Source organism: Aeromicrobium sp. CTD01-1L150, from assembly GCF_041951745.1.
Classification (GTDB): Bacteria; Actinomycetota; Actinomycetes; order Propionibacteriales; family Nocardioidaceae; genus Aeromicrobium.
Map to the genome: position 1 here is coordinate 396782 of NZ_CP169555.1, position 24913 is coordinate 421694.

At 68.2% G+C, this 24913-nt stretch carries 22 protein-coding genes; 15 read left to right on the plus strand and 7 right to left on the minus strand.

Going from position 1 to position 24913, the window contains the following annotated elements:
* Positions 1 to 17: 17 nt before the first annotated feature.
* The 7 genes from ACEVFP_RS01925 to ACEVFP_RS01955 all read left to right on the plus strand — a co-directional run bounded on the left by ACEVFP_RS01925 (position 18) and on the right by ACEVFP_RS01955 (position 7624).
* On the plus strand, positions 18 to 833 hold the full coding sequence (locus ACEVFP_RS01925; RefSeq protein ID WP_375001660.1) for an enoyl-CoA hydratase-related protein: 816 nt from the start codon (positions 18 to 20) through the stop codon (positions 831 to 833).
* 10 nt (positions 834 to 843) lie between these two features.
* Complete coding sequence (locus tag ACEVFP_RS01930) at positions 844 to 2376, plus strand: AMP-binding protein (RefSeq protein WP_375003745.1); 1533 nt, start codon at positions 844 to 846, stop codon at positions 2374 to 2376.
* Between the two features lie 87 nt (positions 2377 to 2463).
* Positions 2464 to 3333 carry an ABC transporter ATP-binding protein gene (locus tag ACEVFP_RS01935; protein ID WP_375001661.1) on the plus strand — a complete coding sequence of 290 codons (870 nt, stop codon included), beginning with the start codon at positions 2464 to 2466 and terminating at the stop codon, positions 3331 to 3333.
* A complete protein-coding gene (locus tag ACEVFP_RS01940) occupies positions 3330 to 4871 on the plus strand; it encodes an ABC transporter substrate-binding protein (RefSeq protein WP_375001662.1) in 1542 nt (513 codons plus the stop codon). Before ACEVFP_RS01935 ends, ACEVFP_RS01940 begins: the two co-directional genes overlap by 4 nt.
* Before the next feature lie 43 nt (positions 4872 to 4914).
* Positions 4915 to 5814, plus strand: a complete 900-nt coding sequence (locus ACEVFP_RS01945; protein ID WP_375001663.1) for an ABC transporter ATP-binding protein — start codon at positions 4915 to 4917, stop codon at positions 5812 to 5814.
* Positions 5811 to 6761, plus strand: a complete 951-nt coding sequence (locus ACEVFP_RS01950; RefSeq protein WP_375001664.1) for an ABC transporter permease — start codon at positions 5811 to 5813, stop codon at positions 6759 to 6761. The genes ACEVFP_RS01945 and ACEVFP_RS01950 overlap by 4 nt, the downstream gene beginning before the upstream one ends.
* Positions 6758 to 7624, plus strand: coding sequence for an ABC transporter permease (locus ACEVFP_RS01955; protein WP_375001665.1), 867 nt, complete (start codon positions 6758 to 6760; stop codon positions 7622 to 7624). The genes ACEVFP_RS01950 and ACEVFP_RS01955 overlap by 4 nt, the downstream gene beginning before the upstream one ends.
* A 70-nt stretch (positions 7625 to 7694) precedes the next feature.
* Here the strand turns inward: ACEVFP_RS01955 and ACEVFP_RS01960 are convergent, their stop codons facing one another.
* Positions 7695 to 8495 carry an enoyl-CoA hydratase/isomerase family protein gene (locus ACEVFP_RS01960; protein WP_375001666.1) on the minus strand — a complete coding sequence of 267 codons (801 nt, stop codon included), beginning with the start codon at positions 8493 to 8495 and terminating at the stop codon, positions 7695 to 7697.
* A gap of 171 nt (positions 8496 to 8666) precedes the next feature.
* On the opposite strand from ACEVFP_RS01960, the gene ACEVFP_RS01965 reads away from it, so the two are divergent.
* Entirely contained in the window at positions 8667 to 9776 is a 1110-nt protein-coding gene (locus ACEVFP_RS01965) for an acyl-CoA dehydrogenase family protein (RefSeq protein ID WP_375001667.1), read from the plus strand.
* Positions 9777 to 9796: 20 nt separating this feature from the next.
* Positions 9797 to 11032 carry an acyl-CoA dehydrogenase family protein gene (locus ACEVFP_RS01970; RefSeq protein WP_375001668.1) on the plus strand — a complete coding sequence of 412 codons (1236 nt, stop codon included), beginning with the start codon at positions 9797 to 9799 and terminating at the stop codon, positions 11030 to 11032.
* 15 nt (positions 11033 to 11047) lie between these two features.
* On the opposite strand, the gene ACEVFP_RS01975 is transcribed toward ACEVFP_RS01970, so the two are convergent.
* Genes ACEVFP_RS01975 through ACEVFP_RS01985 form a run of 3 tightly spaced genes read right to left on the minus strand, consistent with a single transcriptional unit; the run spans position 11048 to position 13243 of the window.
* The gene (locus ACEVFP_RS01975) at positions 11048 to 11692 is read right to left on the minus strand and encodes a TetR/AcrR family transcriptional regulator (protein WP_375001669.1); all 645 of its coding nucleotides are present in this window, start codon (positions 11690 to 11692) and stop codon (positions 11048 to 11050) included.
* A gap of 34 nt (positions 11693 to 11726) precedes the next feature.
* Positions 11727 to 12773 carry an NADP-dependent oxidoreductase gene (locus ACEVFP_RS01980; RefSeq protein WP_375001670.1) on the minus strand — a complete coding sequence of 349 codons (1047 nt, stop codon included), beginning with the start codon at positions 12771 to 12773 and terminating at the stop codon, positions 11727 to 11729.
* Between the two features lie 17 nt (positions 12774 to 12790).
* On the minus strand, positions 12791 to 13243 hold the full coding sequence (locus ACEVFP_RS01985) for a hypothetical protein (RefSeq protein WP_375001671.1): 453 nt from the start codon (positions 13241 to 13243) through the stop codon (positions 12791 to 12793).
* 191 nt (positions 13244 to 13434) lie between these two features.
* Here ACEVFP_RS01985 and ACEVFP_RS01990 point away from each other — a divergent pair, with 191 nt between their 5' ends.
* Positions 13435 to 14955 carry a class I adenylate-forming enzyme family protein gene (locus tag ACEVFP_RS01990; protein WP_375001672.1) on the plus strand — a complete coding sequence of 507 codons (1521 nt, stop codon included), beginning with the start codon at positions 13435 to 13437 and terminating at the stop codon, positions 14953 to 14955.
* Between the two features lie 22 nt (positions 14956 to 14977).
* Here ACEVFP_RS01990 and ACEVFP_RS01995 read toward each other — a convergent pair whose 3' ends face one another.
* Entirely contained in the window at positions 14978 to 15451 is a 474-nt protein-coding gene (locus tag ACEVFP_RS01995; RefSeq protein ID WP_375001673.1) for a MaoC family dehydratase, read from the minus strand.
* 287 nt (positions 15452 to 15738) lie between these two features.
* Here ACEVFP_RS01995 and ACEVFP_RS02000 point away from each other — a divergent pair, with 287 nt between their 5' ends.
* On the plus strand, positions 15739 to 17262 hold the full coding sequence (locus ACEVFP_RS02000) for an AMP-binding protein (protein ID WP_375001674.1): 1524 nt from the start codon (positions 15739 to 15741) through the stop codon (positions 17260 to 17262).
* 114 nt (positions 17263 to 17376) lie between these two features.
* Here the strand turns inward: ACEVFP_RS02000 and ACEVFP_RS02005 are convergent, their stop codons facing one another.
* Positions 17377 to 18072: a TetR/AcrR family transcriptional regulator gene (locus tag ACEVFP_RS02005; RefSeq protein WP_375001675.1), complete on the minus strand. Its 696-nt coding sequence runs from the start codon at positions 18070 to 18072 to the stop codon at positions 17377 to 17379.
* A gap of 195 nt (positions 18073 to 18267) precedes the next feature.
* Here ACEVFP_RS02005 and ACEVFP_RS02010 point away from each other — a divergent pair, with 195 nt between their 5' ends.
* The gene (locus tag ACEVFP_RS02010; protein ID WP_375001676.1) at positions 18268 to 19836 is read left to right on the plus strand and encodes an AMP-binding protein; all 1569 of its coding nucleotides are present in this window, start codon (positions 18268 to 18270) and stop codon (positions 19834 to 19836) included.
* On the opposite strand, the gene ACEVFP_RS02015 is transcribed toward ACEVFP_RS02010, so the two are convergent.
* Positions 19774 to 21552, minus strand: a complete 1779-nt coding sequence (locus tag ACEVFP_RS02015) for an acyl-CoA dehydrogenase (protein WP_375001677.1) — start codon at positions 21550 to 21552, stop codon at positions 19774 to 19776. The two genes, ACEVFP_RS02010 and ACEVFP_RS02015, sit on opposite strands and share 63 nt — an antisense overlap.
* Before the next feature lie 313 nt (positions 21553 to 21865).
* On the opposite strand from ACEVFP_RS02015, the gene ACEVFP_RS02020 reads away from it, so the two are divergent.
* Genes ACEVFP_RS02020 through ACEVFP_RS02030 form a run of 3 tightly spaced genes read left to right on the plus strand, consistent with a single transcriptional unit; the run spans position 21866 to position 24913 of the window.
* On the plus strand, positions 21866 to 22744 hold the full coding sequence (locus ACEVFP_RS02020; RefSeq protein ID WP_375003746.1) for a carbohydrate ABC transporter permease: 879 nt from the start codon (positions 21866 to 21868) through the stop codon (positions 22742 to 22744).
* The gene (locus tag ACEVFP_RS02025; RefSeq protein WP_375001678.1) at positions 22734 to 23630 is read left to right on the plus strand and encodes a carbohydrate ABC transporter permease; all 897 of its coding nucleotides are present in this window, start codon (positions 22734 to 22736) and stop codon (positions 23628 to 23630) included. The genes ACEVFP_RS02020 and ACEVFP_RS02025 overlap by 11 nt, the downstream gene beginning before the upstream one ends.
* A 2-nt stretch (positions 23631 to 23632) precedes the next feature.
* Positions 23633 to 24913: an ABC transporter ATP-binding protein gene (locus tag ACEVFP_RS02030; RefSeq protein ID WP_375001679.1), complete on the plus strand. Its 1281-nt coding sequence runs from the start codon at positions 23633 to 23635 to the stop codon at positions 24911 to 24913.

Sequence of the window (24913 nt, forward strand, 5' to 3'; positions counted from 1 at the left end):
ACGACGGAAGGCTGGACATGGAATCGACCGAAGACACCGTGCTGTACGAGCTGGCGGACGGCGTCGCGACGCTGACGCTCAACCGCCCGGACCGGCTCAACGGCTGGACGCCGGCCCTGCAGGAGCGCCTGTACGGCCTGCTGGACACGATGGCCGAGGACCCCGAGGTCCGCGTCGTCATCATCACCGGCGCAGGGCGCGCGTTCTCCGCCGGCGCCGACATGGAGGTCCTCTCCGTCGAGGGCGCCGGGACCGAGGCGGGCAGCCGTCCCCTGCTGGCCCCGATGTGGTTCCCGAAGCCGATCGTCGCGGCCATCAACGGCCCCTGCGCGGGCATCGGCCTGCAGCTGGCGCTCATGTGCGACATGCGCATCGCGTCGGAGACCGCCAAGTTCACGACCGCGTTCGCCCGCCGGGGCCTCATCGCCGAGCACGGCCTGAGCTGGCTGTTCGCCCGCCTCACGTCGCTGGCCGTCGCGAGCGAGCTGCTGATGTCGGCCCGTGTGTTCCGCGGTGACGAGGCCGAGCGGCTCGGCGTGGTCAACCGCGCGGTGCCGGCCGATCGCGTGCTGGAGGAGGCCCGGGCCTACGCCCAGGACCTCGCCGACAACGTCTCGCCGACGGCCATGGCCGTTATCAAGTGGCAGATGTACAACCACTACGACCGCCCCCTCATCGAGTCGATGGACCACTCGGACGAGCTCATGCAGCAGTCCGCGGCCCGCCCCGACCTGGCCGAGGGCGTGGCGAGCTTCGTGGAGCGCCGCAAGCCGCAGTTCGCGCCGCTCGACCCCACCGCGGTCCCGCCCGTGACGTTTACCGCCAAGAGCTGAGGCGTTGAACGTGGAGCAGAGCGGTCCGCAGACGTGGCGCAGCCCGGCGGAAGTCACGCGCGACGAGCCGGACCGCCCAGCCCAGGTCATGGCCGCCACGGGCGCGGTCATGACCTACGGCGAGCTGGACGACCTGTCCTCACGGTTCGCGAGCGTGCTGCGCCGCCACGGCGTGGCGCCCGGGGACACGACCGTGCTGCTCACGGGCAACCACGAGCGGACCCTCGCCGTCTCGTGGGCTGCGCAGCGCTCCGGCCTCTACTGGACCCCGCTCAACGTGCGGTGGATGGTCGACGAGCTCGAGCACGCCGTCCGTGACTCCGGCGCGAAGGCCGTCATCGCGGCCGCGCCGTCGCTCGCCCTCGCCCGCGAGGTCGTGGACCGGCTCGACTCGGACCCCCTGCTGGTCACCGTCGACGAGGCGGGGTCCGGCTTCGCTTCCCTCGACGACGTCCTCGCCGGGGCGGACCGGCTGCCAGAGGACCAGGAGTCCGAGGGCTGTGAGATGCTCTATTCCTCCGGCACCACCGGTCGGCCCAAGGGCGTCAAGCCCGGGTCCGTGGGGGCGCCCTTTGGGCGGCCGGACGCGGTCATGGATGCCCTCCGCAGCCGGTACGGGATCGACGAGCAGACGGCGTTCCTCGTGGCGACTCCGCTTTTCCACATCGCGTCGCTGGCCTCGGCCCTCATGGCCCAGCGGGTCGGTGGTCGCGTCGTCATCGCCGACCGGTTCTCGCCGGAGGGCTTCCTCGCGACGGTGCAGGACCACGCCGTCACCCACACCGTCGTGGTGCCGACGATCGTCAGCCGACTCGTGGAGCTGCCGGCCGCGACCCGTGCGGAGTACGACACCAGCAGCCTGCGGTTCTTCTGCCACGGCGGCGCCCCGTGCGCGCCGTCGACCAAGGCCGCGCTGCACGCCTGGCTCGGATCGGTGGTCCACGAGTCGTGGGGCGCCACGGAACGTCCCGGCCTGACGCTCATCACGGCCGAGGAGTGGGAGCGCAAGCAGGGCTCGGTGGGCCGTGCCGTCTTCGGGGTTCCGCACGTCCTCGGCGTCGACGGGGTGGAGCTCCCGGCGGGGGATGTCGGTCTCGTCCACTGGGAGACGGACACGCCCTTCGAGTACCACGGGGACCCGGACAAGACGGCGGCGTCGCGCTCGGCCCAGGGGTGGTGCACGGTGGGCGACCTCGGCTACCTCGACGAGGACGGCTACCTGTTCCTCACGGACCGCGCCGCGTCGATGATCATCACCGGTGGGGAGAACGTGTACCCGGTCGAGGTCGAGAACGTCCTCATTACCCACGAGGCGGTGCGTGACGTGGCCGTGGTGGGCCGCGAGCACCACGACCTCGGGCAGGAGGTCGTGGCCTTCGTCGAGCCCGCCGAGGGCCTCGTGCCCGACGACGGGACGGCCGCTGAGATCATCGCCTTCTGCCGCGAACGGCTGGCCGGGTACAAGTGCCCGCGGTCGGTCGAGTTCCGCTCCGAGATGCCCCGGAACGACACGGGAAAGCTCGTGAAAAGACTGCTGGTCTGAGCCGTCTCGACACCCGAAAAAGAAGTTGACGTCAAGTTCAATGTGACGTAGCGTACAGCGCGTTCTACCTACACCCGGAGGACCTCCATGGCGACAGACCAGACGGCGACGACCCGCGCCGACGACGTCGGCTCGGTCATGTCCGTCCGGGACCTGGTCATCCAGTACAAGCGCGCCAAGGGCGGACCGCTCACGGCCGTCGATGGCGTCGGGTTCGACGTGAACGGCGGCGAGATCGTCGGCATCGTGGGGGAGTCGGGCAGCGGCAAGTCGACCGTCGGGCTGGTCCTCGCCGGCTTCCTCGAGGCGTCCTCCGGCTCCCTGACCTTCGACGGTCGCACGATCGACAGCTGGAGCGGCACGGGGACCTCTGGCCGCGACGGCGTCCAGATGATCTTCCAGGACTCCACCACCGCGCTCAACCCGCGGATGCGCGTCGCCGCCTGCGTCGCCGAGGCCATCGCCGGCGGCGGCAGCATCGGCAAGGAGCACCTGGCCCAGGCGACGGTGTACCTCGACCGCGTCGGCCTCGGGCCCGAGTTCGCCCGCCGCAAGCCGCGCGAGCTCTCCGGCGGACAGCGGCAGCGCGTCGCCATCGCCCGCGCCCTCGCCGCACGCCCGCGGGTGCTCGTCTGCGACGAGTCCGTCTCCGCGCTGGACGTCTCGGCGCGCGCCAAGATCTTGAACCTGCTGATCCGCATCCGCCAGGAGGAGGGCATCGCCATGGTGTTCATCTCCCACGACCTCGCCGTCGTGAGCCAGCTGGTGGATCGGGTCCTGGTGATGTGCAAGGGGGAGATTCTCGAGGAGGGCCCTGTCGCGAGCGTCATCGACTCGCCGCAGCGCTCCTACACGCAGCAGCTCCTGGCCGCGATCCCACGGCTGGAGCGCACCCCGGCTTCGATGCACGGCACCTCGCCCGCGTCGCAGATCCAGCCCAAAGGAGAACTGAAGTGAATCGTCTACGCACCAGTGCGCGCGCCGCCGTCGTGGTGGCCGTGCTGATCCTCGCCGCCGCGTGCGGCGGAGGAGGCGGCTCGTCGTCGTCCTCGAGCGAGAAGCTCGTCGTCGGCTCGCTGCTGTCGCCCAGCAGCCTCGACCCCACCCAGGTGACGGGCGGAAGTGACCACTTCTTCCTCCGGATGGTCTACGACCGCCTGCTCGAGACCGACCCGGAGTCCGGCGAGGTCGTGGCCGGCCTCGCCACCGAGTGGGGCTACTCCGAGGACAAGATGTCCTTCGACATGACCCTGCGTGAGGGCGTCGAGTTCTCCGACGGCACCCCCGTCGACGCCGAGGCGGTGAAGGCCAACCTCGAGCGCAACTTCGAGCTCACCAAGCTCGGCCAGATCACGTCCGTCGAGTCCGTCGAGGTCGTCTCGCCGACCGAGGTCAGCCTCAAGATGAAGGACGAGAGCGCGTGGATCGCCGAGCAGCTGGCGTCCAACTCCGGCTTCATGGTCTCCCCCAAGGCCTTCGAGGCGAACGACGACGTGTCCGGCGCCCCCGTCGGCTCCGGCCCCTACGTCATCAAGAGCAACGTGCCCGGGTCGCAGATCACGTACGAGAAAAATCCCGACTACTGGAACGACGACCGCGGCTTCTACGAGACGATCGACCTGAAGTTCTTCAAGAACGCCGTCTCGATGAACCAGGCGCTGCAGTCGGGCTCCATTCAGGTCGGCGCCCGCACGGCGCTCACCGACGTCGACACCCTGAAGAAGGACGACAACCTCGAGGTCGAGGTGCACCCGTCGCTCGCGCACTACCACGTCCAGTTCAACACGGTGAAACCTGCCATGGAGGACCCCCGCGTCCGCCGCGCGTTCAACTTCGCCCTCGACCGTGAGGCGTTGGCAGAGCCCGCGACCGACGGTCTCGGGGAGGCGACGCAGAGCCTGTTCCCGCCGGCGTTCGAGTACAGCACCGACGCGCTCCAGTCGGCGTTCGACCACGACCCGGACCAGGCCCGCGACCTGCTGGCCGACGCCGGCCAGGAGGATCTGGAGCTGGAGTGCGTGACCTACACGGGCTCGGGCTACGAGACGTCGGCGCCGTACATCATCGAGCAGCTCGAGGAGGTCGGGATCACCGTCAACCTGGAGGTCACTGAGCTCTCCGAGGCAATGGGCGCCTTCTACAGCGGTGACGACACGGCGAAGGCCGCCAAGGGCCCGGACTGCTACTTCACCAGCTGGCCCGGTCAGCCGTCCGTGCGCGACACGATCAACGCCGAGTACGGCAAGACGATCTACAACAACGGGCACTACGAGACGGTCGACTTCGGTCTCCTCGAGGAGCTGGAGACGGCGTACGAGCTCGAGGACCGCAAGGCCCTTGTGGAGGAGATCGAGCTCGAGTCCTACGAGGATCCGGTGATGGCCAACATGTACACGAAGCCGAAGGCCTTCACCCACGCGAAGTCGGTCACGGGCCACGAGCCCAACCTGCTGGAGTTCGACATCGACATGGCCGCCCTCCGCCCCGCGGAGTAGGCACCACGACATGGTCGTCGGATCGAGACGGGAAGAAGAAGTGTTGAATCGTCCTCAGGAAGCCACGGTGTCGGCATCGCCGGAGTCCGTGCTCTCGATCCGCGACCTGTCGGTCGACTTCGGTGGTCCGACCAAGGCCGTCTCGGGGGTCAGCATCGAGCTGACCCCCGGGCGGATCCTCGGCGTCGCCGGCCAGTCCGGCAGCGGCAAGAGCCTTACCGCCCTCGCCGCCATGGGCCTCGTGCCCTCGAACGCCCACGTGGAGGGCTCCATCCGGTTCCAGGGCCAGGAGCTCGTCGGTATGTCCGAGAAGGACCGCTCCCGGCTGCGGGGGTCGGGGATGACGATGATCTTCCAGGAGACCATCACCGCCCTGAACCCCGTCGTCCCGATCAAGAAGCAGCTCATGCTCGCGGTGACCGCCAACCTCGACTGCGACGCCGACGAGGCGCGTGACCGGGTCGAAGGGTCCCTCCACGACGTCAAGCTCCACGACGTCGACCGCGTCATGAACAGCTACCCCTACGAGCTGTCCGGCGGCATGTGCCAGCGCGTCATGATCGCCATGGCGCTGGTGTGCGGCGCGGACGTGCTGTTCGCCGACGAGCCCACGACCGCGCTCGACGTCACCGTCCAGCGCGAGGTCATCGACATCATCCGCGGCGTCGCCGACGAGCGGAACCTCGCGGTCATGCTGATCTCGCACGACATCGGCGTCCTGGAGGAGGTCAGCGACGAGCTGGCCGTCATGTACCAGGGCCGCGTCGTGGAGAGCGGGCCGTCCTCCGACGTCATCGCGAACCCCGGCCACCCCTACACGGCGGCCCTGCTCAACAGCATCCCGCGCATCAGCGGCGGACTCACCGAGTTCGTCGAGATGCCGGACTTCGCCCTCGAGGCCGTCGAGCACGGCGGGACCGACCGGACGGGAGACCACGCATGAAGACGCTGCTGCTGAGCCGCCTGCGGGTCGTCGTCCCCACGATCTTCCTCATCACCCTGCTGTCGTTCATGCTGCGGGTGATCATCCCCGGTGGTCCCGCCGACGCGCTGCTCGGCGGCTCCGACAACCCCGAGACCATCGCCATGATCAACGAGCGGTACGGGCTCGACCGGCCGATCTGGGTCCAGTACTTCAGCTGGCTCGGCGGCGTCTTCAAGGGCGACTTCGGCACCTCATACGCCACCGGGCTGCCGGTCACCGACGTCATCGGTCCGCGCATCGCCTCGACGATCGAGATCGTCCTGCTGGGCATGCTGCTCGCGCTCATCGTCGGTGGCGCCCTCGGCCTGTTCGCCGCGATCCGGCGCACCACCCGCCTCGGCACCTTCATCTTCGCCGCGTCCGGCCTGGGCGTCTCGATCCCCGTCTTCTGGCTCTCCACGATGTGCGCCGGCATCTTCGGCGCGACGCTCGGCATCCTGCCGGTCAACGGGTACACCCCGATCTCGGCGGGCCTCGGGCCGCACCTGGAGTCCATCCTGATGCCGGTGCTGCTCATCGCGGTGCCGCCGACGGCGCTGATGATCCGGCACGTGCGCAGCTCCATGGTCGCGGTGCTCGACAGTCCCTACATCCGCACGGCGTGGGCCATGGGCATCGACCACAAGCGGGTCTACTTCGACCTCGCCCTGCGCAACGCGGTCGGGCCCGTCGTCACCTTCATCCCGTTCCTCGTCGCGACCCTCGTCGGCGAGCTCGTCATCATCGACGTCGTCTTCGTCCTCCCGGGCCTCGGCTCGGCGATCGTCGACGCCGTCCACTTCCGCGACTACACCGCGCTGCAGGCCATCGTGCTGCTGCTCGCGGTCGCGGTCGTCGCGCTCTCCCTGATCGCCGACCTGATCCTGACCGCGATCGACCCGCGGCGTCGAAAGGAGCTGGCATGACAGCCTCGATCCCCCTGGTGGAGGCCCGCCTCGGCCGTCCCGTGCGGCGTCGTCGCTCGCCGCGCACCTGGACGCCGGTGACGATCGCCGCCGTGGTGATCGTGGTCGCGATGATCGTCATCGGCCTCCTGGCCCAGTGGATCGCTCCGTACGACCCGCTCAAGACCGCGGCGTCCAACACCCTGGCCGGCCCGTCCGCGGAGCACTGGCTCGGCACGGACCAGGTGGGCCGGGACGTCCTCAGCCGCGTCATGCACGGCGCGGCGGCATCGTTCCGCGGCACCGGCGTCGCGGTGCTGACGCTGCTCGTGATCGGTGTCCCGTGGGGACTCGCCGCCGGCTACATGGGCGGCATCGTCGACGAGGTCAGCATGCGGATCGCGGACGCGTTCCTGTCCATCCCCGGCCTCGTCCTGGCCGTCGCGATCACGGGCGTCGTCGGCTCGGGCCTGACGATGTCGATGATCGCCGTCGGCGTCATCTTCTCGCCGAGCATCGCGATGCTGCTGCGCTCCAACATCATCCCGATCCGTCGCTCGGACTACCTGCTGGTGGCGCGGTCGCTCGGAGTCAGCAACATCCGGGCGGCGTTCCGGCACGTCCTGCCGAACGCGTTCGGCCCGGTGCTCGTGCAGGCCTGCGGCCTGGCGAGCCTCGCCCTCATCGTCCAGGCGGCCCTCGGCTTCCTGGGCCTGGGCGTGAACCCGCCGAACCCGTCCTGGGGCGGCGACCTCGCCGACGTCTACCTCAACTTCACCCAGGCGCCGTTCGCCACGGTGATCCCCGGCCTCGTGATCGTCCTCGCCGCGTTCTCCCTGAGCCGCATCGGCGACGCCGTCCGCGCGCTCCTCGACGTCGGCTGACCTGCCCGTCCGGGAACGGAACGAGCCCCCCACGGGTGTCCCGTGGGGGGCTCGCGGCGCGCGGTGCGGCTCAGCGACCCTGGAAGACCGGGGGGCGGCCCTCGATGAACGCGCGGACGCCCTCCTGGACGTCCTCGCTGTCGTTGGCGATCGTCACGGCGAGCTCGGCGTCGTCGAGCGACTGCGTGAGGGTGCTCTCCTGCCCGCGGATCATCATCCGCTTGGCGAGGCGGACCGCCAGGGGCGCCTTCTGCGCGAGCGTCCGGGCGAGCCCGAGCACGTGCTCCTCCAGCTCGTCGTGCGGCACGACCTCTCCGACGAGGCCGAGCTCCTTGGCTTCCCGGGCGTCGTAGACCTCGCCGAACATCGTCATCCGCAGCGCCTTCTCCAGGCCGAGGAAGCGGGGGAAGAGCCACGCGCCGCCCTCGTCGGGGAGCAGTCCGACGGTGCCGGAGGTGTCGCCCAGCTTCGCCCGGTCGCTGGCGATCCGCAGGTCGCACAGGAGCGCCAGCGTCAGCCCGCCCGCCATCGCCGGGCCGTTGACCATGGCGATGACCGGCTTCTCCAGCTGGTGCAGGGTCCGGGTCAGGGCGTGGAAGCCCTCGCGCATGACCGTGGCGTGGCCGATGAGTCGCGACTCGGCGATCTCCTCGTCCTCCGTGCTGCGGATGTCGCCGCCGGAGCAGAAACCGCGGCCGGCGCCGGTGAGGACGAGCGCCCGCAGGCTGTCGTCCGACGCGTAGCGACCGAGGGCGTCGACGCACTCCTGGGCGGTCCGGACGTCGTAGGCGTTCATGCGCTGCGGGCGGTCGAGGGTGAGCCGGGCGATGCCGGTCTCGATCTCCTCGAACAGGATGTTCTGGTACTCCATGGGGACTCCGTGGGATGAGGGGATGGGGCTGGGCCCGTGGTGCGCGGGACGCTAGCAGGACACGAACTTGATGTCGACATAAGATTCAACTAAAGACGAAGTTGACGTCGACCTCAAATGAGCCTACCGTGAGCGCGTTGCCCCGACCCCACGACAGAGGCGGACGCCCGCATGAAGTTCTCCTTCACCCGAGAGCAGGACGACCTCCGGCGCACCGTGCGCGAGTTCCTCGCGCAGCACGCCGGCCGCGACGCCCTCCAGGCCATCTCGCACGAGGGCTACGCCTTCGACACCGCCACCTGGTCGCGGATGGCCCGCCAGCTCGGCGTGCAGGGTCTCGCCGTCCCCGAGCGGTTCGGCGGCTCGGAGGTCGGGGAGCTCGAGACGTCGATCGTCCTCGAGGAGATGGGTCACGTCCTCTACGCCGGTCCGTTCCTCTCGACGCTGCTCGCGACCACCGTGCTGCGGGCCGCCGACGAGACCGTCCAGGAGGAGCTGCTGCCGGCCGTCGCCGAGGGGGACGCCATCTGGACCGTCGCGCTCGTCGACGAGGGCCACACGTGGTCGTCGCCGGGCCGCAAGACCGTCGCCGACGCCGGCGCCTCCGGCCACGTCCTCACCGGGCGCATGGTCTACGTCACCGACCCGGCCGCCGCCTCCTCGTTCGTCGTCCACGCCCAGACCGCCGAGGGACCCGCCTGGTTCGTCGTCGAGGCCGACGCCCCCGGCCTCACCGTCACCGTCTCCGAGGGCCTCGACCTCACCCGCGAGATCGGCCACGTCGACCTGCGCGACGTCCCGGCCCGCCTCGTCGTCCCGCCGGTCTGCGCCGCGGCCGTCCACGCCGACCTGCTCGACGCCGCCGCCGTCGGCCTGGCCGCCGAGATGGTCGGCGGCGCCGCCTCCTGCCTCGAGCAGGCCGTCTCCTGGAGCGCCGAGCGCCACCAGTTCGGCCGCCCCATCGGCTCCTTCCAGGCCATCAAGCACCGCTGCGCCGACGTCCTGGTGGAGATCGAGACCGCCCGCGTCCTCACCCACTACGCCGCCTACGCCCTGAGCGAGTCGACGCACGACGCGTCGCTCGTCGCCTCCATGGCCAAGCAGGCCGCCGCGGACGCCTTCCACCAGGCCGCTGCGAGCAACATCCAGATCCACGGAGGCATCGGGTTCACGTGGGAGCACCCCGCCCACCTGTACCTCCGCCGCGCCAAGGCCTCCGCCGCGTTCTTCGACGACTCGACCCACCACCGCGAGCGCATCGCGACCCTCACCAGCATCTGACCAGCGGACAGGAAGAACCAGTGCATCCCCACTTCGACGCCGACGTCCAGCAGTTCCAGCTCGAGCTCGCCGACTTCCTGCGCGGCGTGCTGGCCGAGGACTGGCAGGGCGCCGGCCGACTCGACCCCGAGGCCTACGAGGCGTTCGCCGAGGACCTGCGCTCCCATCTCGTCGGCGCCGGATACATCGGCCTGTCCTGGCCCACCGAGTACGGCGGCGGCGGACGTTCGCCCGAGTACCAGGTGGCGGTCGCCGAGCAGCTGACCCGCATGAAGCTGCCGCCCGCCGTCCCCAACGACGTCTTCGGCCTGCAGATGTTCGGCAGCACCCTGCTCGCCTTCGGCACCGAGGAGCAGAAGAAGCGCTTCCTGCCGCGCATCATCAGCGGCGAGGACCGCTGGTGCCAGGGCTACTCCGAGCCGCAGTCCGGCTCCGACCTCGCCAGCGCCGCCACGAACGCCGTCCTCGAGGACGGCCAGTGGCGCATCAACGGCCAGAAGATCTGGACCTCCGTGGCGCACAAGGCCGACTGGATCTTCGTCCTGGTCCGCACCGACTCCTCCGCAGCGAAGCACAAGGGCCTCACCCTGCTGGCCTGTCCGATGGCCCAGCCCGGCATCGAGGTCCGCCCGATCCGCCAGATCTCCGGCGAGGCAGACTTCAACGAGGTCTTCTTCACCGACGCCCTCACGCCGCAGGAGAACACGATCGGCGAGGTCAACAGCGGCTGGACCGTGGCGACCGCGCTGCTGGAGTTCGAGCGCGGCGGCGCCGCGGCGACCCTGGCGGCCCGCTTCGACGAGGAGCTCGACCGGCTCGTGGAGCTCGCGCAGCAGCGCGGCAAGACGCACAGCGACAGCATCCGCCAGCGCCTCGCGTGGTGCCGGGCACGCGTGCTCGCGATGCGCCTCATGGGCTACAAGTCGCTGACGCAGCTGCTCGACGGCCGGCCCATCGGGCCGGAGGCAGCCATGAACAAGCTCTACTGGTCGGAGTACCACCGCGTGGCGACCGAGCTCGCGATGGAGATCCTCGGCGAGGAGGCGCTCGTCCCGCAGGGCCGGCGCCCGGCCATCCCCGACGGCCCGGACGCGCCCGGGGCGCCGCAGGACTCCGCCGGCTGGGTGACCACGTTCCTCAACGCCCGCTCCAGCACGATCTTCGCGGGCACGTCGGAGGTGCAGCGCAACCTGCTCGCCGAGCGGATCCTCGGCATGCCGCGCGAGCCCAAGGTCGCACCGCCTCGCCCCCGCTGACCGGCGACGGGCGGGTCAGCCCGCCGCGCGGGAGGGGTGGTCGATGCGCAGCGCGTTGCACCACACGCGCGTGGCGGTGAACGCCAGCTCCTCGAAGGTGCCCTTGTCCTTGAGGACGAAGGCGTTGAACGCGAGCCGGCTGAGCATGCCCGAGAGGGCGCGCGAGGCCATCATCGGGTCGAGGTCGGGGTCGGCGAGACCCCGGTCCTGCAGGTCCTTGATGCCCTTCGCGTTGCGCTTGACGAAGACGGCGCTGCGGGCCCGACGGATCTCGCGGAACGCCGGGTCGATGTTGGCGACCTGCTCCAGCAGCTCCATCAGCTTGGCGTTGCGCCGGTACGACTCCAGGTAGGCCCGGTTGCTCGCGTCGATGATCGCGGCCGGGTCGTCGTTCGTCTCGATGCGGGCCATGCCCGGGTGCATCATGTCCTCCTTCGCCGCCTCGAGGACCGCGGCGAACGCGTCCTCCTTGCCGGTGAAGTAGGTGTAGAACGAGCCGGTCGAGCACTGGGCCTCGGCCGTGATGTCGGTGAGGCGCGAGTCGATGTAGCCGTCGCGCTCGAAGACGACGCGCGCGGCGTCGATCAGGCTCTGCCGGGTGCGGATGCCGCGCCGGGTGACGGGCGGCCTCCGGGTGGTGTCGTCCTCGGTCACCGACATGGTTGCCTCCGCGTTCGTCGTCGTGCTCGTGCTGTCATGTGGACTCCTGCGTCGCCGCGGCGGGGGACTCGTCGGCCAGGGTGACGACCATCTTCCCCACGTTGACCCCCGAGAGCAACGACAGGAAGGCCTGGGCCGCCCGGTCGAGGCCGTGCTCGACAGTCTCCCGGTAGACGAGCTCCCCGGTGCGCAGCCACTCCCGTACGTCCGCCTCGAGCTCGGGGCGCAGCGCCGCGTGGTCGGTGGAGATGAAGCCCCGCAGGGTGAGGCGGCGCGCGATGACCTGGAACAGGTCGCCGGTGAAGCAGGGCTCGCCCCGGTCGTCGTAGGTGGAGATGGCGCCGCACACGGCGATGCGACCGCCGTGGTTCATCACCTCGAGCGCCGCCGCCAGGTGGTCGCCGCCCACGTTGTCGAAGTAGACGTCGACCCCGTCGGGTGCGACGCGCCGCAGGGCCGCGACGAGGTCGCCCTCGTGGTGGTCGAAGCCGTCGTCGAGGCCGAGCTCGTCGACCATGTGGGCGACCTTGGCGGGGGAGCCGGCACTGCCGACGACCCGCCCGGCCCCCATGAGCCGCGCGAGCTGTCCGACGAGCGAGCCGACCGCGCCGGCGCCGCCGGAGACGTAGACGGTGTCGCCCTCGGCGAGCCGGGCGACGTCGCGCAGTCCCGCGTAGGCGGTCAGCCCGGGGCCGCCGAGCAGCCCGAGGTGGTACGACGGCGGCAGGTCGTCGTCGGCGGGCAGGACGCGGAGCTGGTCGGTGCCGACGATCGCGTGCTCGCGCCAGCCCCTGCCGTGCGCGACCAGCGTCCCGGGGGGTAGGGCCGGGTCGCGCGAGTCCTCGACGACGCCGACGGCGCCGCCGTCCAGGGGTGCGTCCAGCCGGTACGGCGGGACGTACGAGGGCCGGTCGTCCATGCGGGGCCGCATGTACGGGTCCACGGACATCACGAGGTTGCGGACGAGGACCTCGTCCGGGCCGGGGTCCGGCAGCTCGGTCTCGACGACGGCGAAGCACTCGGGCGTCGGGCGGCCCTGGGGACGGGCGGCGAGGTGCACCTCGCGCGTCGTGGTCGACACGGTCCGCCTCCTTCCGGTCAGTCGAAGAGTCGGGAGACGGCGAGGGCGATGCAGAAGGGCTCGTCGGCCCCCTCGGCCTCGTAGGCCTGACGAGCCACGACGTGGACGCCGGCGCCGGTCCGCTCCGCCGAGACCACGATCTGGCGCATCCGGAAGCGCGAGCCGAGCGGGAGCTCGCCGGACACCTGCACCCGGTTGTAGCCGTAGTTGAGGCCGTGCGCGAAGCCGTCGAACTCCACCAGCGAGGTGCCCAGTTGCGGACCGCAGGCGAGGGCGAAGGCCGCGCCCACGACGCCGTCCGGGGTCGGCGCCGGCGAGAGCCCGGAGCGCACCTCGTCGCCGAGCGCGGTGAACCGGCTCAGCTCCTCGGTCCCGAACGGGCACCAGGGCGTGGGCCCGAGCTCGGTGCCGACGAGAGCTTGGATCTCGTCGAGGCCGTGGGCGTGCACCGCGGGGACGGGGTCGGTCATTCGGCGACTTTAATCGATTCTGAACTCAGGTTCAAGTACTTCGCCCATCTCGCTCCGGCGGGATGGTCTCGCATCCGAAGATGAACTTGAGATCATGTTTGAATCAGTCCGGATCCGCGTTAGGGTCGCCGGAGCACGCTCGCCTCGGACGGTGGCGCCGGCCCCGGAGGCGACGAGATGGGAGCACCCACATGGTCAACGCCGTCGACTCGATCTGGCAGCACGCGGAGCGCGCGGGGGACCGCGCCGCCCTCCGCGTCGGTGACCGCACGTGGACCTACGCCGACCTGCGCGACCAGGTGTCCGCCTGGGCCGACCGGTTCGCTGCCGCGGGGGTCGCACGGGGTGACCGCATCCTGCTCGTCGCACCGTCGAGTGCCGAGTACGTCCCCGCCTACCACGGCATCCTCGCCCACGGCGCCGTCGCCGTCACCGTCAACTCGATGTCCACGGCAGCCGAGCTCGGCTACTTCCTGGCGGACTCCGGGTCCCGCCTCGTGATCGCGGCGCCGGACTGCGAGGCGGCGGCGCGGGAGGCCGTCGGCCCCGACGGCCCCGACGTGTGGATCCTGGCTCCCGGCGACCTCGAGGTGCCCGCCGACGTCCCGCCTCCGGTCGACCTTCCCGACGACGCCGGGGCCGTCATCATGTACACCTCCGGCACGACGGGCCGCCCCAAGGGCGCCGAGCTCTCCCACCGCAACATCGTCCTGAGTGGCGAGTCCGTCATCGAGGCGCTCGGCGTCTCGGCCGACGACCGCTGGGCCTCCGCGCTGCCGCTGTTCCACGTCTTCGGGCAGGTGACCGTCATGCGCACCGCCTTCCACGCCGGCGCCAGCCTGTCCCTGCTGCCGAAGTTCGACGGCCGCGCCCTGCTCGACCTGACCATCGCCCACCGCATCACCGTCCTGTCGGGCGTCCCGACGATGTGGAACGCCATGGTCAACGTCGACGCGGAGTTCGAGCCGGGAGCGTTCGAGGACCTGAGCTGGGCCGTCTCCGGCGGTGCCGGCCTGCCGGGCGAGGTGTCCCGCGCGTTCCTGGAGCGCTTCGGCTGCGAGCTGCTGTCGGGCTACGGCCTCACCGAGACCGCCGCGGCCGGCGCCTGCAACCGGGCCGGCGCACCCCGCAAGGAGGGCAGCGTCGGCATCCCGTGGCCCGGCGTCGAGGTCCGCGTCCTCGACACCGACCGGCAGCCCGTGCCCCACGGCGAGGTCGGCGAGATCGCCATCCGCAGCGAGATGGTGATGAAGGGCTACTGGAACCGTCCCGACGCGACGGCCGAGGTGATGCACGACGGCTGGTTCCTTACCGGCGACCTCGGCAAGGTCGACGACGAGGACTACGTGTGGGTCGTCGACCGCAAGAAGGACCTCGTGATCCGCGGCGGGTACAACGTCTACCCGCGCGAGGTCGAGGAGGTGCTGTACGAGCACCCGGACATCCTCGAGGCGGCCGTCGTGGGTCTGCCCGACGACTACCTCGGCGAGGAGATCGCGGCCATCATCGCCCTGTGCCCCGGCGCGACGTTCGACGCCTCGGCGATGCGCGCCTGGGTGGGGGAGCGGCTGTCGGCCTACAAGGTCCCGCGGGTGTACCAGGTCGTCGACGAGCTGCCCAAGGGCGCGACGGGCAAGATCCTCAAGCGGGGGATCGACCGGCAGGAGGTCCGCGCGAGCGGCCTGCGGGTCGAGCGTCGGCCGGTGGGCTGAGCCCGACCGGCCGACGCAGGACTCACTCGGAGAAGCGGCCGACCGACTCCGCGACGAGGATCGGCTTCTCCGACCCCTCGCGCTCGAACGTCTGCGTCGTAGTGACCTGGGCGCCGCCGGGGACGTCGTCGACGGCGGTGATCGTGGCGCGCATGCGGATCCGCGAGCCCACCGGGTTGGGGGAGGGGAAACGCACCTTGTTGTAGCCGTAGTTCAGGCTGTGGGCGAAGCCGTCGAAGGCCATGAGCGACTCCATGAATGCCGGGCCCAGCGAGAGGCTGTACAGGCCGTGCGCGATCGTCGAGCCGAAAGCGCTGGCGTTCGCGCGCTCGGGGTCGACGTGGATCCACTGGTGGTCGCCGGTCAGGTCGGCGAAGGCCTGGATCCGCTCCTGCGTGATGTCGTGCCACTTCGTGGGTCCGAGCTCGCGGCCCACGAGGTCCTTCAGGTCCTGGACAGTGGTGGGTCGCAAAGGGGCAGATGTGTCGGGGGTCATGATTCTCCTCGGGTGGTGCACGGGTGGTCAGCTGCCCCGACCTTAGGTTAATATGAGATTGAACTCAATATCAATTTAGCTTGATTGGCAAACCGATGGCGAGTTCGAGTGCTTGATCGGACCTCTTGACGAGGGACGCTTCCATTCACCACGCCGAACGTTCCAGAGGAGACCATCGTGGATCACAGGTTCGCCGCCGAGCTCGCCCGGACCGACTCGAGAGTTGTTCGAGACCGTACGGTCCAGATCGGCCTGCATCCGGACCGTACGTCTCGCTTCGAGGATCAATGATCGCGGCGGATGGTCGAAGCCCCGCGCACGTGGCGGCGGAGGATCCTGACCAAGTTGCCCAGGTGATGTCGGTCAGTGGGATCGAGATGACGTATGGCGAGCTCGACGAACGCTCTCGTCGGCTTGCACGCGTCCTCTGGGAGTACGGTCTGCGGCGCGGTGATCACGTGGCCATCATCACCGGCAATCACGAGATGACTCTGACGGTCTGTTGGGCCGCGCAACGCTGTGGAATGTATTGGACGCCGATCAACACGCGCTGGACGTCGGCCGAGGTGGCTCACGTGCTGAGGGACAGCGGCGCACGCGCTCTCGTGGTGAGCAAGAAGAACGTCGAGCTGGCCGAGCAGGCGCTCGCTGAACTCGACGGCGAGCGCCTCTTGGTCTGCATCGACGGGAGGGTCAGTTCCTTCGTCGGGGTGGATGAGTTGTGGTCGGGTGTTGGCGACGGTTCGCTGGTTGATGAGTGCGAGGGCGTCGAGATGCTTTACTCTTCGGGCACGACAGGTCGTCCCAAGGGTGTCGTCCCGGGGCCGATCGGGGCGCCATTCGGAGCAGGCGATGCCACGCTGGAAGCGCTACGGCAGCACTTCGGTATAGGCAAGGACACAGTGTTCGTCGTCGCTACCCCGTTGTTCCACATTGCTGCCCTGGCGCCTGCCTTGGGAACACACAGGGCCGGGGGAACGGTCGTGGTCATGGACCGCTTCCAACCGGAGGAGTTCCTGCGGATTGTGGAGCGTTACGGCGCGACGCACACGATGCTGGTCCCGACGATCCTGGGGCGTCTGCTCGACCTGCCCGAGCACGTCTGGAGCTCCTATCGGTTGGACTCGCTGCGCTTCCTTGGCCATGGCGGCGCGCCTTGCCCTCCATCGGTGAAGGACAGGGCACTCGATCTGTTCGGCCCCATCGTCTACGACTGCTGGGGTGCGACCGAACGGCCTGGGTTGACGATGATCTCCCCGGAGGAGTGGTCTACACATCGCGGCTCGGTGGGACGGCCGTTCAGCGGGGTGGCCCACATCCTTGACGCGGCCGAGCGTGAGGTTCCTGCCGGAACGGTCGGGCAGGTCTTCTGGGAGACCGAGCGGCCGTTCGAGTACCACGGAGACCCGGTGAAGACTGCAGCATCGAGGTCGTCCCAGGGGTGGTGCACGGTCGGCGACCTAGGGTACGTCGACGAGGACGGCTATCTGTACCTCACCGACCGGGCAGCCTTCATGATTATCACCGGAGGTGAGAATGTCTACCCGGTCGAGGTGGAGAACGTGCTCATGGAGCACCCGAGTGTGCGCGACGTGGCAGTCATCGGTCGCGAGCATGCGGACCTGGGCCAGGAGGTCGTCGCCTATGTCGAGGCGGCTGACACAACCGTCGCCCCGACACAGTTGGCGGCCTGCCTCATCGGCTTCGCGCGTGAGCGATTGGCGGGCTACAAGTGTCCGCGACGCGTCGAGCTCCGTCAGTCGATCCCGCGGTCGGCGACAGGCAAGTTGATGAAGCGGGAGATTGTCTGATCGATTCAGGGCTCGACACTGAGCTGCGTCGTGCTCTGGCGCGTCCCCGACGTGGCAGAGCCGGAGAATTCTTCGGAGCCAGCGTCTGGTCCTTCGGTGGTGGGTGGGTCTGTGTCAGGTGTTGGTTGTTGTGGGGGCTAGTTTCAGTGCGTTGGCCCACAGTTGTGTCGCGGTCTCGACGAGGTCGTCGACGGTGAGTGTTTCTTCCAGCTCCAGTCCGAAGGCGTGCCAGGCGAGGCGTCCGACCATGCCGTTGAGTGCCAGTGCGGTGCGGTAGGGGTCCAGGCTCGGGTCGGCGAGGCCGCGTTCCTGCAGGTTCGCGATGCTGCGGGCGTTGCGTTCTCTGAAGGACTCGCCGCGTCGGCCCTTCATGGCTCGAAAGTGTGGATTGATGAGGGCGACTTGCTCGAAGACGACCATGAGTTGGGCGTTGCGGCGGTATGCCTCGAAGTAGGCTCGGTGGCTTGCCTCGATCAAGGCGACGGGATCGGCGTCCTCGGGAAGGACGCGCTTGATGCCCGGGTGGAGCATGTCGTGCTGTGCGGTTTCCAGGACAGCGGTGAGGATCTCTTCCTTGCTGGAGAAGTAGGTGTAGAAGGATCCGGTGGAGCAGCGGGCCTCGCGGGTGATGTCGGTGAGTCGTGACTCAAGGTAGCCGTCGCGCTCGAAGATCACTCGCGCTGCTGCCACGAGCGCGGCGCGGGTCCGGGCGCCGCGGGCGGTGGTCGGCAGCTCGCGGCTACGGTCCTGCTCGGTGACGAGTGGAGGGTCCTGAGAAGAATCGGATCCAGCTTCCTCGGTCTGCGTCATGGGAAGCAGCATAACTGAATCCGACCTCAAGTCCGGGATTGGCCGGTTCAGGGTGGCGGCGGGTTCGGCTCGTCGACCTTGCCGAGTGGTAGTGCAGGTGTCGCCCCGAGGGGATTGCGCCCCAGGGAGTCCGACACCCGATCGCGACTGTTCCAGACATTGAACCTGACGCCGGATTCGAATAGGTTCATTGTCATGGGAATCGCCGAAATGCTGTGGGCTCAGATGAGCAGCACGCCCGATCGCGTGGCTTTGAAGGCCCCGGGCCGGGCGTGGACGTATGACCAGTTGCGCTCGGCCGCCGACGCGTTGCGGCACCGACTGGCGCAAGCCGGGGCACGGAGGGGTGACCACGTGGTGCTGATCGCGCCGAGCGTCCCGGAGTTCGCCGCCGCCTACTACGGAGCGTTGGCGTCGGGGTTGGTGGTCACCACGTTGAACACGATGGCCACGAGCGCGGAGATCGAGCACGTGCTGCGCGACGCTGAGGTGCGCTTCGTCATGGCGTGGCGCGACGACGCGAGCTCGGCACGGCGCGCTGCCGAACGATGCGAAGCTCACCTGATACTCCTCGACAAGCAGTCTCCCAGTGTGGACGCGGGCCGTCTCGTCCCGGTTGACTGCAACGAGGAGGACGTCGCGGTTGTCCTCTACACCTCCGGCACCACTGGCCGACCGAAGGGCGCCCAGTTGACCCACCGCAACATCCGCACCTGTTCGGACGACTTTCACGCCGGTCTGCAGGTGCGGGACGACGATCGCTTCGCGACGGCACTGCCGCTGTTCCACATCTACGGTCAGGTGGTGGTGATGAACACAGCGTTGCAGGCGGGATGCTCGGTCTCGTTGCGCACGCCCTTCGACGCGGCGACGATGCTTGAGGTGCTCTGTGTTGACGAGATCACTGTCGCCTGCGGTGTCCCCACGATGTGGAACGCGATGTTGCACGAGTATGCCGCAATGTCACCCGGTGCGTTCCGCCATCTCCGTCTGGCTACCTCAGGCGGCGCCGCCATGCCGTCGGAGGTGGTGCGCGCCTTCGAGCAGCGGTTCGGTTGTGTCATTCTCGAGGGATATGGGTTGACTGAGAGTGCAGGATCAGGGACCTTCCATGACCTATCGGGCACTCCAGCCCGCCACACCGTAGGGAGGGCGCTGCCTAGTGTCCAGATCGAGGTCCGCGACGCCAGTGGCGACGAGGTTCCGGCGGATGTGGTCGGCGAGATCTTTCTGCGCGGTGCGTCGGTCATGAAGGGCTATCTCAACCGCCCCGAGGCCAACGCGGCCGACCTCGTTGACGGCTGGCTGCGGACGGGCGACCTTGGCGCTGTCGACGGCGAAGGGAACCTTCGCATTGTCGATCGGACGAAGGACCTCATCATCCGAGGTGGGTACAACGTGTATCCACGGGAGGTTGAGGAGGTCATGTACGAGCATCCTGACATTCTTGAGGTGGCGATCGTCGGTGTGCCCGATGACCACTACGGCGAGGAGGTCGCAGCCGTTGTGGCGCTCGTCCCTGGTGCGGAGGTGGGTCCTGACAGGCTGAGAGCATGGGCGAAGGAGCAGCTCAGCGCCTACAAGGTTCCGCGCATCTTCCAGTTCGTCGAGGCCCTGCCGAAGGGGCCGACGGGCAAGGTGCTCAAGCGATCGATCGACCGTGACGGCCTGCGCCGGGCCGGCGTCGGGTGCCCCGTCCACTCAGAGCCAGTCGGGATCGAGTCCGGTGACCACTGTGTCGCGGCTGGCGAGCAGGGCCAGTAGGCGGTGGGTGCGGGGCAGCTCGTGGGTGAAGAAGTACCGCGCCGTCTGGCGCTTGCCCTCGTAGAAGGCGTCAGTGCGGTCGCCGGTCGCGAGAAACATCTCGAGCCATACCCAGGCGTGCAGCACGTGGCCGAAGAGCTCCAGGAACAGGCTGGCCGACTCCAGTGTCGCGTCCAGGTCCTCACGCTGCCACAGCGCGGTCGCGGTGAGATCGAGCGCATGGACGGCGTCTTCGAGCGGAGCCGAGAGCTCTGCTGGTTCCCCGCCGCGGTCGATGGCCGTGTCGACGGTCTGCTGGACCCGAGCGATCGTGGCTCGCCAGCCGAGGCCCCCGTCGGCGACGACCTTGCGGCCCAGCAGATCGATGGCTTGGATGCCATGTGTGCCTTCGTGGATCATGTTGAGGCGGTTGTCACGCAGGCGCTGCTCCACCGTGTGGTCGCGTGTATACCCGGCGCCGCCCATCACCTGCATCGCGAGATGGTTTGCTTCGAGGCACCACTGGGACGGCCAGCTCTTGGCCACGGGCGTGAGGACTCCGAGCATCTGCGCAGCCCGTTGGCGATCTGCTGCAGACGGGGAAGTGTCGGCCTCGTCAACAAGCCGCGCGCAGTACAGGTTGAAGGCGAGTCCGCCCTCCACGTAGGACTTTTGGGCCAGGAGCATCCGACGGACATCGATATGCTCGATGATCGGGATTGGTTGACCGCCGAGGTGCCGCTGACCGGGCGGCCGGCCCTGGCGACGGCTCCGGGCATACTCCAGTGACTCGAGATAGCCGGCATACCCGAGCGCCACGGCGCTGGTGCCGACGGAGATGCGGGCCTCGTTCATCATCGGGAACATCGCCGCAAGACCTCGCTCGGGCTCACCGAGCAGGTGGCCGACCGCTCCTGCCGCGCCACCTGGGCGATGGGTTCCGTCACCAAAGTTGAGCGCAGTGTTCGTGGTGCCTCGCCACCCCATCTTGTGGTTGAGGCTCGAGACGGCCACATCATTCGGGCTCCCATCGGGCAGCAGCTTCGGCACGCAGAACAGCGAAACCCCGCGAGGTCCTGGCGGTGCCCCTGTGCGGCGCGCCAAGACCAGGTGAATGATGTTCTCGGAGAGATTGTGGTCACCGCCGGAGATCCACATCTTCTGCCCCGTGATTCGGTACGTGCCGTCCTCGGCGGGCGCAGCGCGGGTCTGCAGGTCGCCCACCGACGAACCTGCTTCGGACTCCGAGATGCACATGGTGCCGGTATAGCGCCCCGTGAGCATGGCAGGCACGTAGGCGTTGACGAGATCGGAAGGGCCAAGTCGAGCCAGCAGTCCGGCGTTGGCCCGAGTCAGGCCCGCGTATGAGGACGTGCTGACGTTCGCGGAATCGAACCATAGCTGACAGGCGGTCGCTACCGTCACGGGGAGTTGTCCGCCTCCCATGCCCTCGTCAAGAGGGGCGCCGATGAATCCAGCATTGGCGAGTGCAGCCAAGCCGTCTCGGACACCTTCGTGCACGTGGACAGTCGTGCCGTCGAAGGCGGGCTCCTCGGTGTCGTTCCTGCGGTAGTGCGGTGCAAGACGGTCATGAGCGAGGCGTTCGGCCAGGCCGAGTACAGCGTCGAACGTCTCGAGGTCGTGGTCAAGGAATCTTGCCCGCCCGCAGAGCTCGGAGACGTCCAGCCAGTCGTGGAGGACGAAGGCGAGGTCGCGTCGAAGAGGCAGAGCGGTCATGTCGGGGACATCGAGTCAGGTGCCATTCCACGAGCCTCCTCGAACATGATGTCGACGTCAAGTAATCTAGAAATCTACTTGACACCGAGTTCAGTTTCAGGTGATGGTGAGACTCAGACCACACTGCCGACACCTCGAAGGAATGGCCCGTGAACGGCTTCAACCCCACCGTGATGCCAGACCTCTCTGCCTCGGGACACCCAGTGGGGCTGGTGATTGTTGACCCTGTCCGCTCCTCACCTGCTGCCTTGGACTCGGTATGAGCGACACAGGTGTGCAAGCGGTTCGCGCTCGCCGCGGTCGTTCGTCGTTGGTGCCGTACTACTTCATTGCGCCCGCAGCCCTCTATCTGATGCTGCTGATGGCCTATCCCCTCGTCGAGGGAATCCGACTCAGCCTCACCGACACGAGCCTCCTGCAGCCGCGCGACGGCGAGTTCGTCGGAATCGAGAACTACCGGACGTTGCTGGGGGACTCACAGTTCCTTGGGACGTTGTGGATCACACTCGTCTACACGGTTGGCTGTGTTGCTGGTGCGGTCACGACCGGCTTGCTCGCCGCGCTTGGTATGAACCGTCTCAGGGGCCGCAGCCGCGCCCTTCGTGGGCTGGTCATCATCCCTTGGGCCGCGCCAATCATCCCAGTGGCACTCATCTCGGCCTGGATGCTGGACAAGCAGTACGGTGTCGTCAATTGGTTCCTCGGTTCGATCGGCGTACTCGACTCGAACGTTGCTTGGCTGAGCAGCGAGGCGACCGCCCTTCCGGCGATCCTGGTTATCACCATCTGGAGAATCTTCCCGTTCTCGGCCATCGTGCTGCTGGCAGCACTACAGAGTGTGCCGGAGGAGCTGTACGAGGCTGCCAAGATCGACGGAGCGAGCCGGCTCAACCGGTTCCGGCACGTGACCGTACCGACCGTCGCCCCCACCTTGACGATTCTTACGCTGTTCGTGACCATCTGGTCGTTGCGACGCTTCGACCTCATCTGGGTACTGACCGAGGGCGGCCCTCTCGGATCTACCACCACGCTCGTGATTGACCTCTATCACACGGCGTTCCGACTGACCGAGCTCGGACTCGGCTCGGCGATTGGCGTCGTCGGCTTCGCCATATCGACGATCGTCACCGCCGTCTACTTCGTCGTGCAGTCGCGCGGCGCCGCTGCCACCAGGAGGCGCGATGCCCACTGACACCCTGAACGCCGGCGTTCGAGAGGCGTCGATGACGCCGCACAACGTCATCCGATCCGGCCGCCTACGGCCTGCTCGAGCGCTGGCATACAGCCTAGCGACGATCGGCATTGTCCTACTCCTCTTCCCCGTGTACTGGATGATCGTCACGTCGCTCACGGCGGATCGGGATCTCGCATCATTCCCACCACGGCTCGTGCCCGACATCAGCCAGGTCGGGGTCTACATGGACACATTGCTCGATACGCCCATCCTCTTGTGGCTCGCCAACAGCGCCGTGATCGCGTTCGGTACGTGCATCTGCACGATCGTGCTGGCGTTCTTCGCCGCGTATGCCCTGTCTCGCTACCACTTCAAGGGCCAAGGCGTCTTTGGGTTCACGCTCTTCGCGACCCAGATGCTGCCGGAGGCCCTCCTGGTGGTCCCGTTCTACGCTCTCTTCATCAGCCTGGGACTGCTCAACAATCTTGGAGGGCTGGTCCTCGCGCACACAGCGTTTGTGATGCCCGTCGTCGTTTGGTTGCTCAAGAGTGCGATCGACGGCATCCCGATCGAGGTCGAGGAGAGCGCGCGGATGGACGGCGCGTCGCCGATGCGGATCGTGACGCTCGTGGTGGCCCCGCTTGTCGCCCCCTCGATCGCCGCCGGTGCCATTGTCGCCTTCTTCTACGGGTGGGACGAGTTCCTCTTCGCCGCGACCTTCGTCACGGATGAAGGTGCCCGTCCCGCCTCGGTGGGGCTCGCTTCCTTCGTGGGCGAGTACTTCATTCCCGTGAACCAAGTGATGGCCGCCTCGGTGATCTACACCTTGCCGGCCATTGTCTTCTTCATCGCCCTGCAGCGCTACGTCGTGAGCGGCCTCGTGGCCGGCTCCGTGAAAGGATGATCATGTCGACCTCCGGAGATGTCACGTTCCCGCCGCGCACCGGCCCTGCGACGACGAAGGCCCCAGCCGTCCCCAAGATCGCGCTGAAGAACGTTACGAGAACCTTCGGCAACTTCACGGCGGTCGACGGCGTCAGTCTTGACATTACCGATGGCGAGTTTGTCGTCCTGCTGGGACCGTCCGGCTGTGGCAAGTCCACTCTGTTGCGGATGATCGCCGGCCTGCAGGCCGTCAGTAGCGGCGAGATCGAGATCGAGGGCGAGCAGGCACAGGACAGCGAGCCCGCCGAGCGCGACCTTGCCTTCGTGTTTCAGAACTACGCGCTCTACCCGCACATGACAGTGCGCCGCAACATGAGTTTCCCGCTGATCATGCGTCGTCACCGATGGTGGCACCACCTCCCCGGCCTTGGCTGGTGGAGCCGTCGGCAGATCGAGAGGAAGCCTGAGGTTGTTGAGCGGATCGAGCAGATCGCGGGCATTCTCGGACTCGAGGAGATGCTGCACCGTACACCGGCGACCTTGTCAGGTGGCCAGCGTCAACGTGTCGCGCTCGGCCGCGCCATGGTGCGTGAGCCGTTGGCCTTCCTCATGGACGAGCCGCTCTCGAATCTCGACGCCAAGCTACGCGCTCAGACCCGTAGTGAGCTCATCCGGTTTCATCAGCTCCTCGAGACGACGATCGTCTACGTCACTCACGATCAGGTCGAGGCCATGACAATGGGCGACAAGATCGGGGTGATGCTCGATGGTCACCTCCAGCAGTTCGGAACTCCGCGGGAGGTATACGAGAACCCGGCCAACACCTTCGTCGCGCAGTTCATCGGAACTCCGGCCATGAATCTGCTCCCGGCCAGGCACACAGAGGTCGGCTGGGAGATCAGCGGCCAGATTCTCCAACCGTCCGAAGCGTTGGATGAGATCACTCGTCGGGCGACCACCGAGGACGATGGCTTCCTGCTTGGTGTCCGGAGTGAGTGGGTGAGCCTCGAGGAACCTCACGTGCCGTCCACTCTGCGAGGCACGGTCGTGACGGTCGAGGACTGGGGCGCCGAGCAGTTGGTCCGGGTCGAGCTCAGCAGTCGCGGAGCGACGACTGAGCCAGCACTGAAGACGCACGGGAACGCACTTGACGTCCGTGTTCCATCCCAACAGCGAGTGCAGGTGGGCGACAGCGTGGGTCTCACTGTGGCCACTGCCCAGACGCGAGCCTTCGACAGCCGTACCGGTCAGTCGCTCACGGAGGGCGGGCCAGGCGCCCGGTCGGACGACACCACCTTCTGA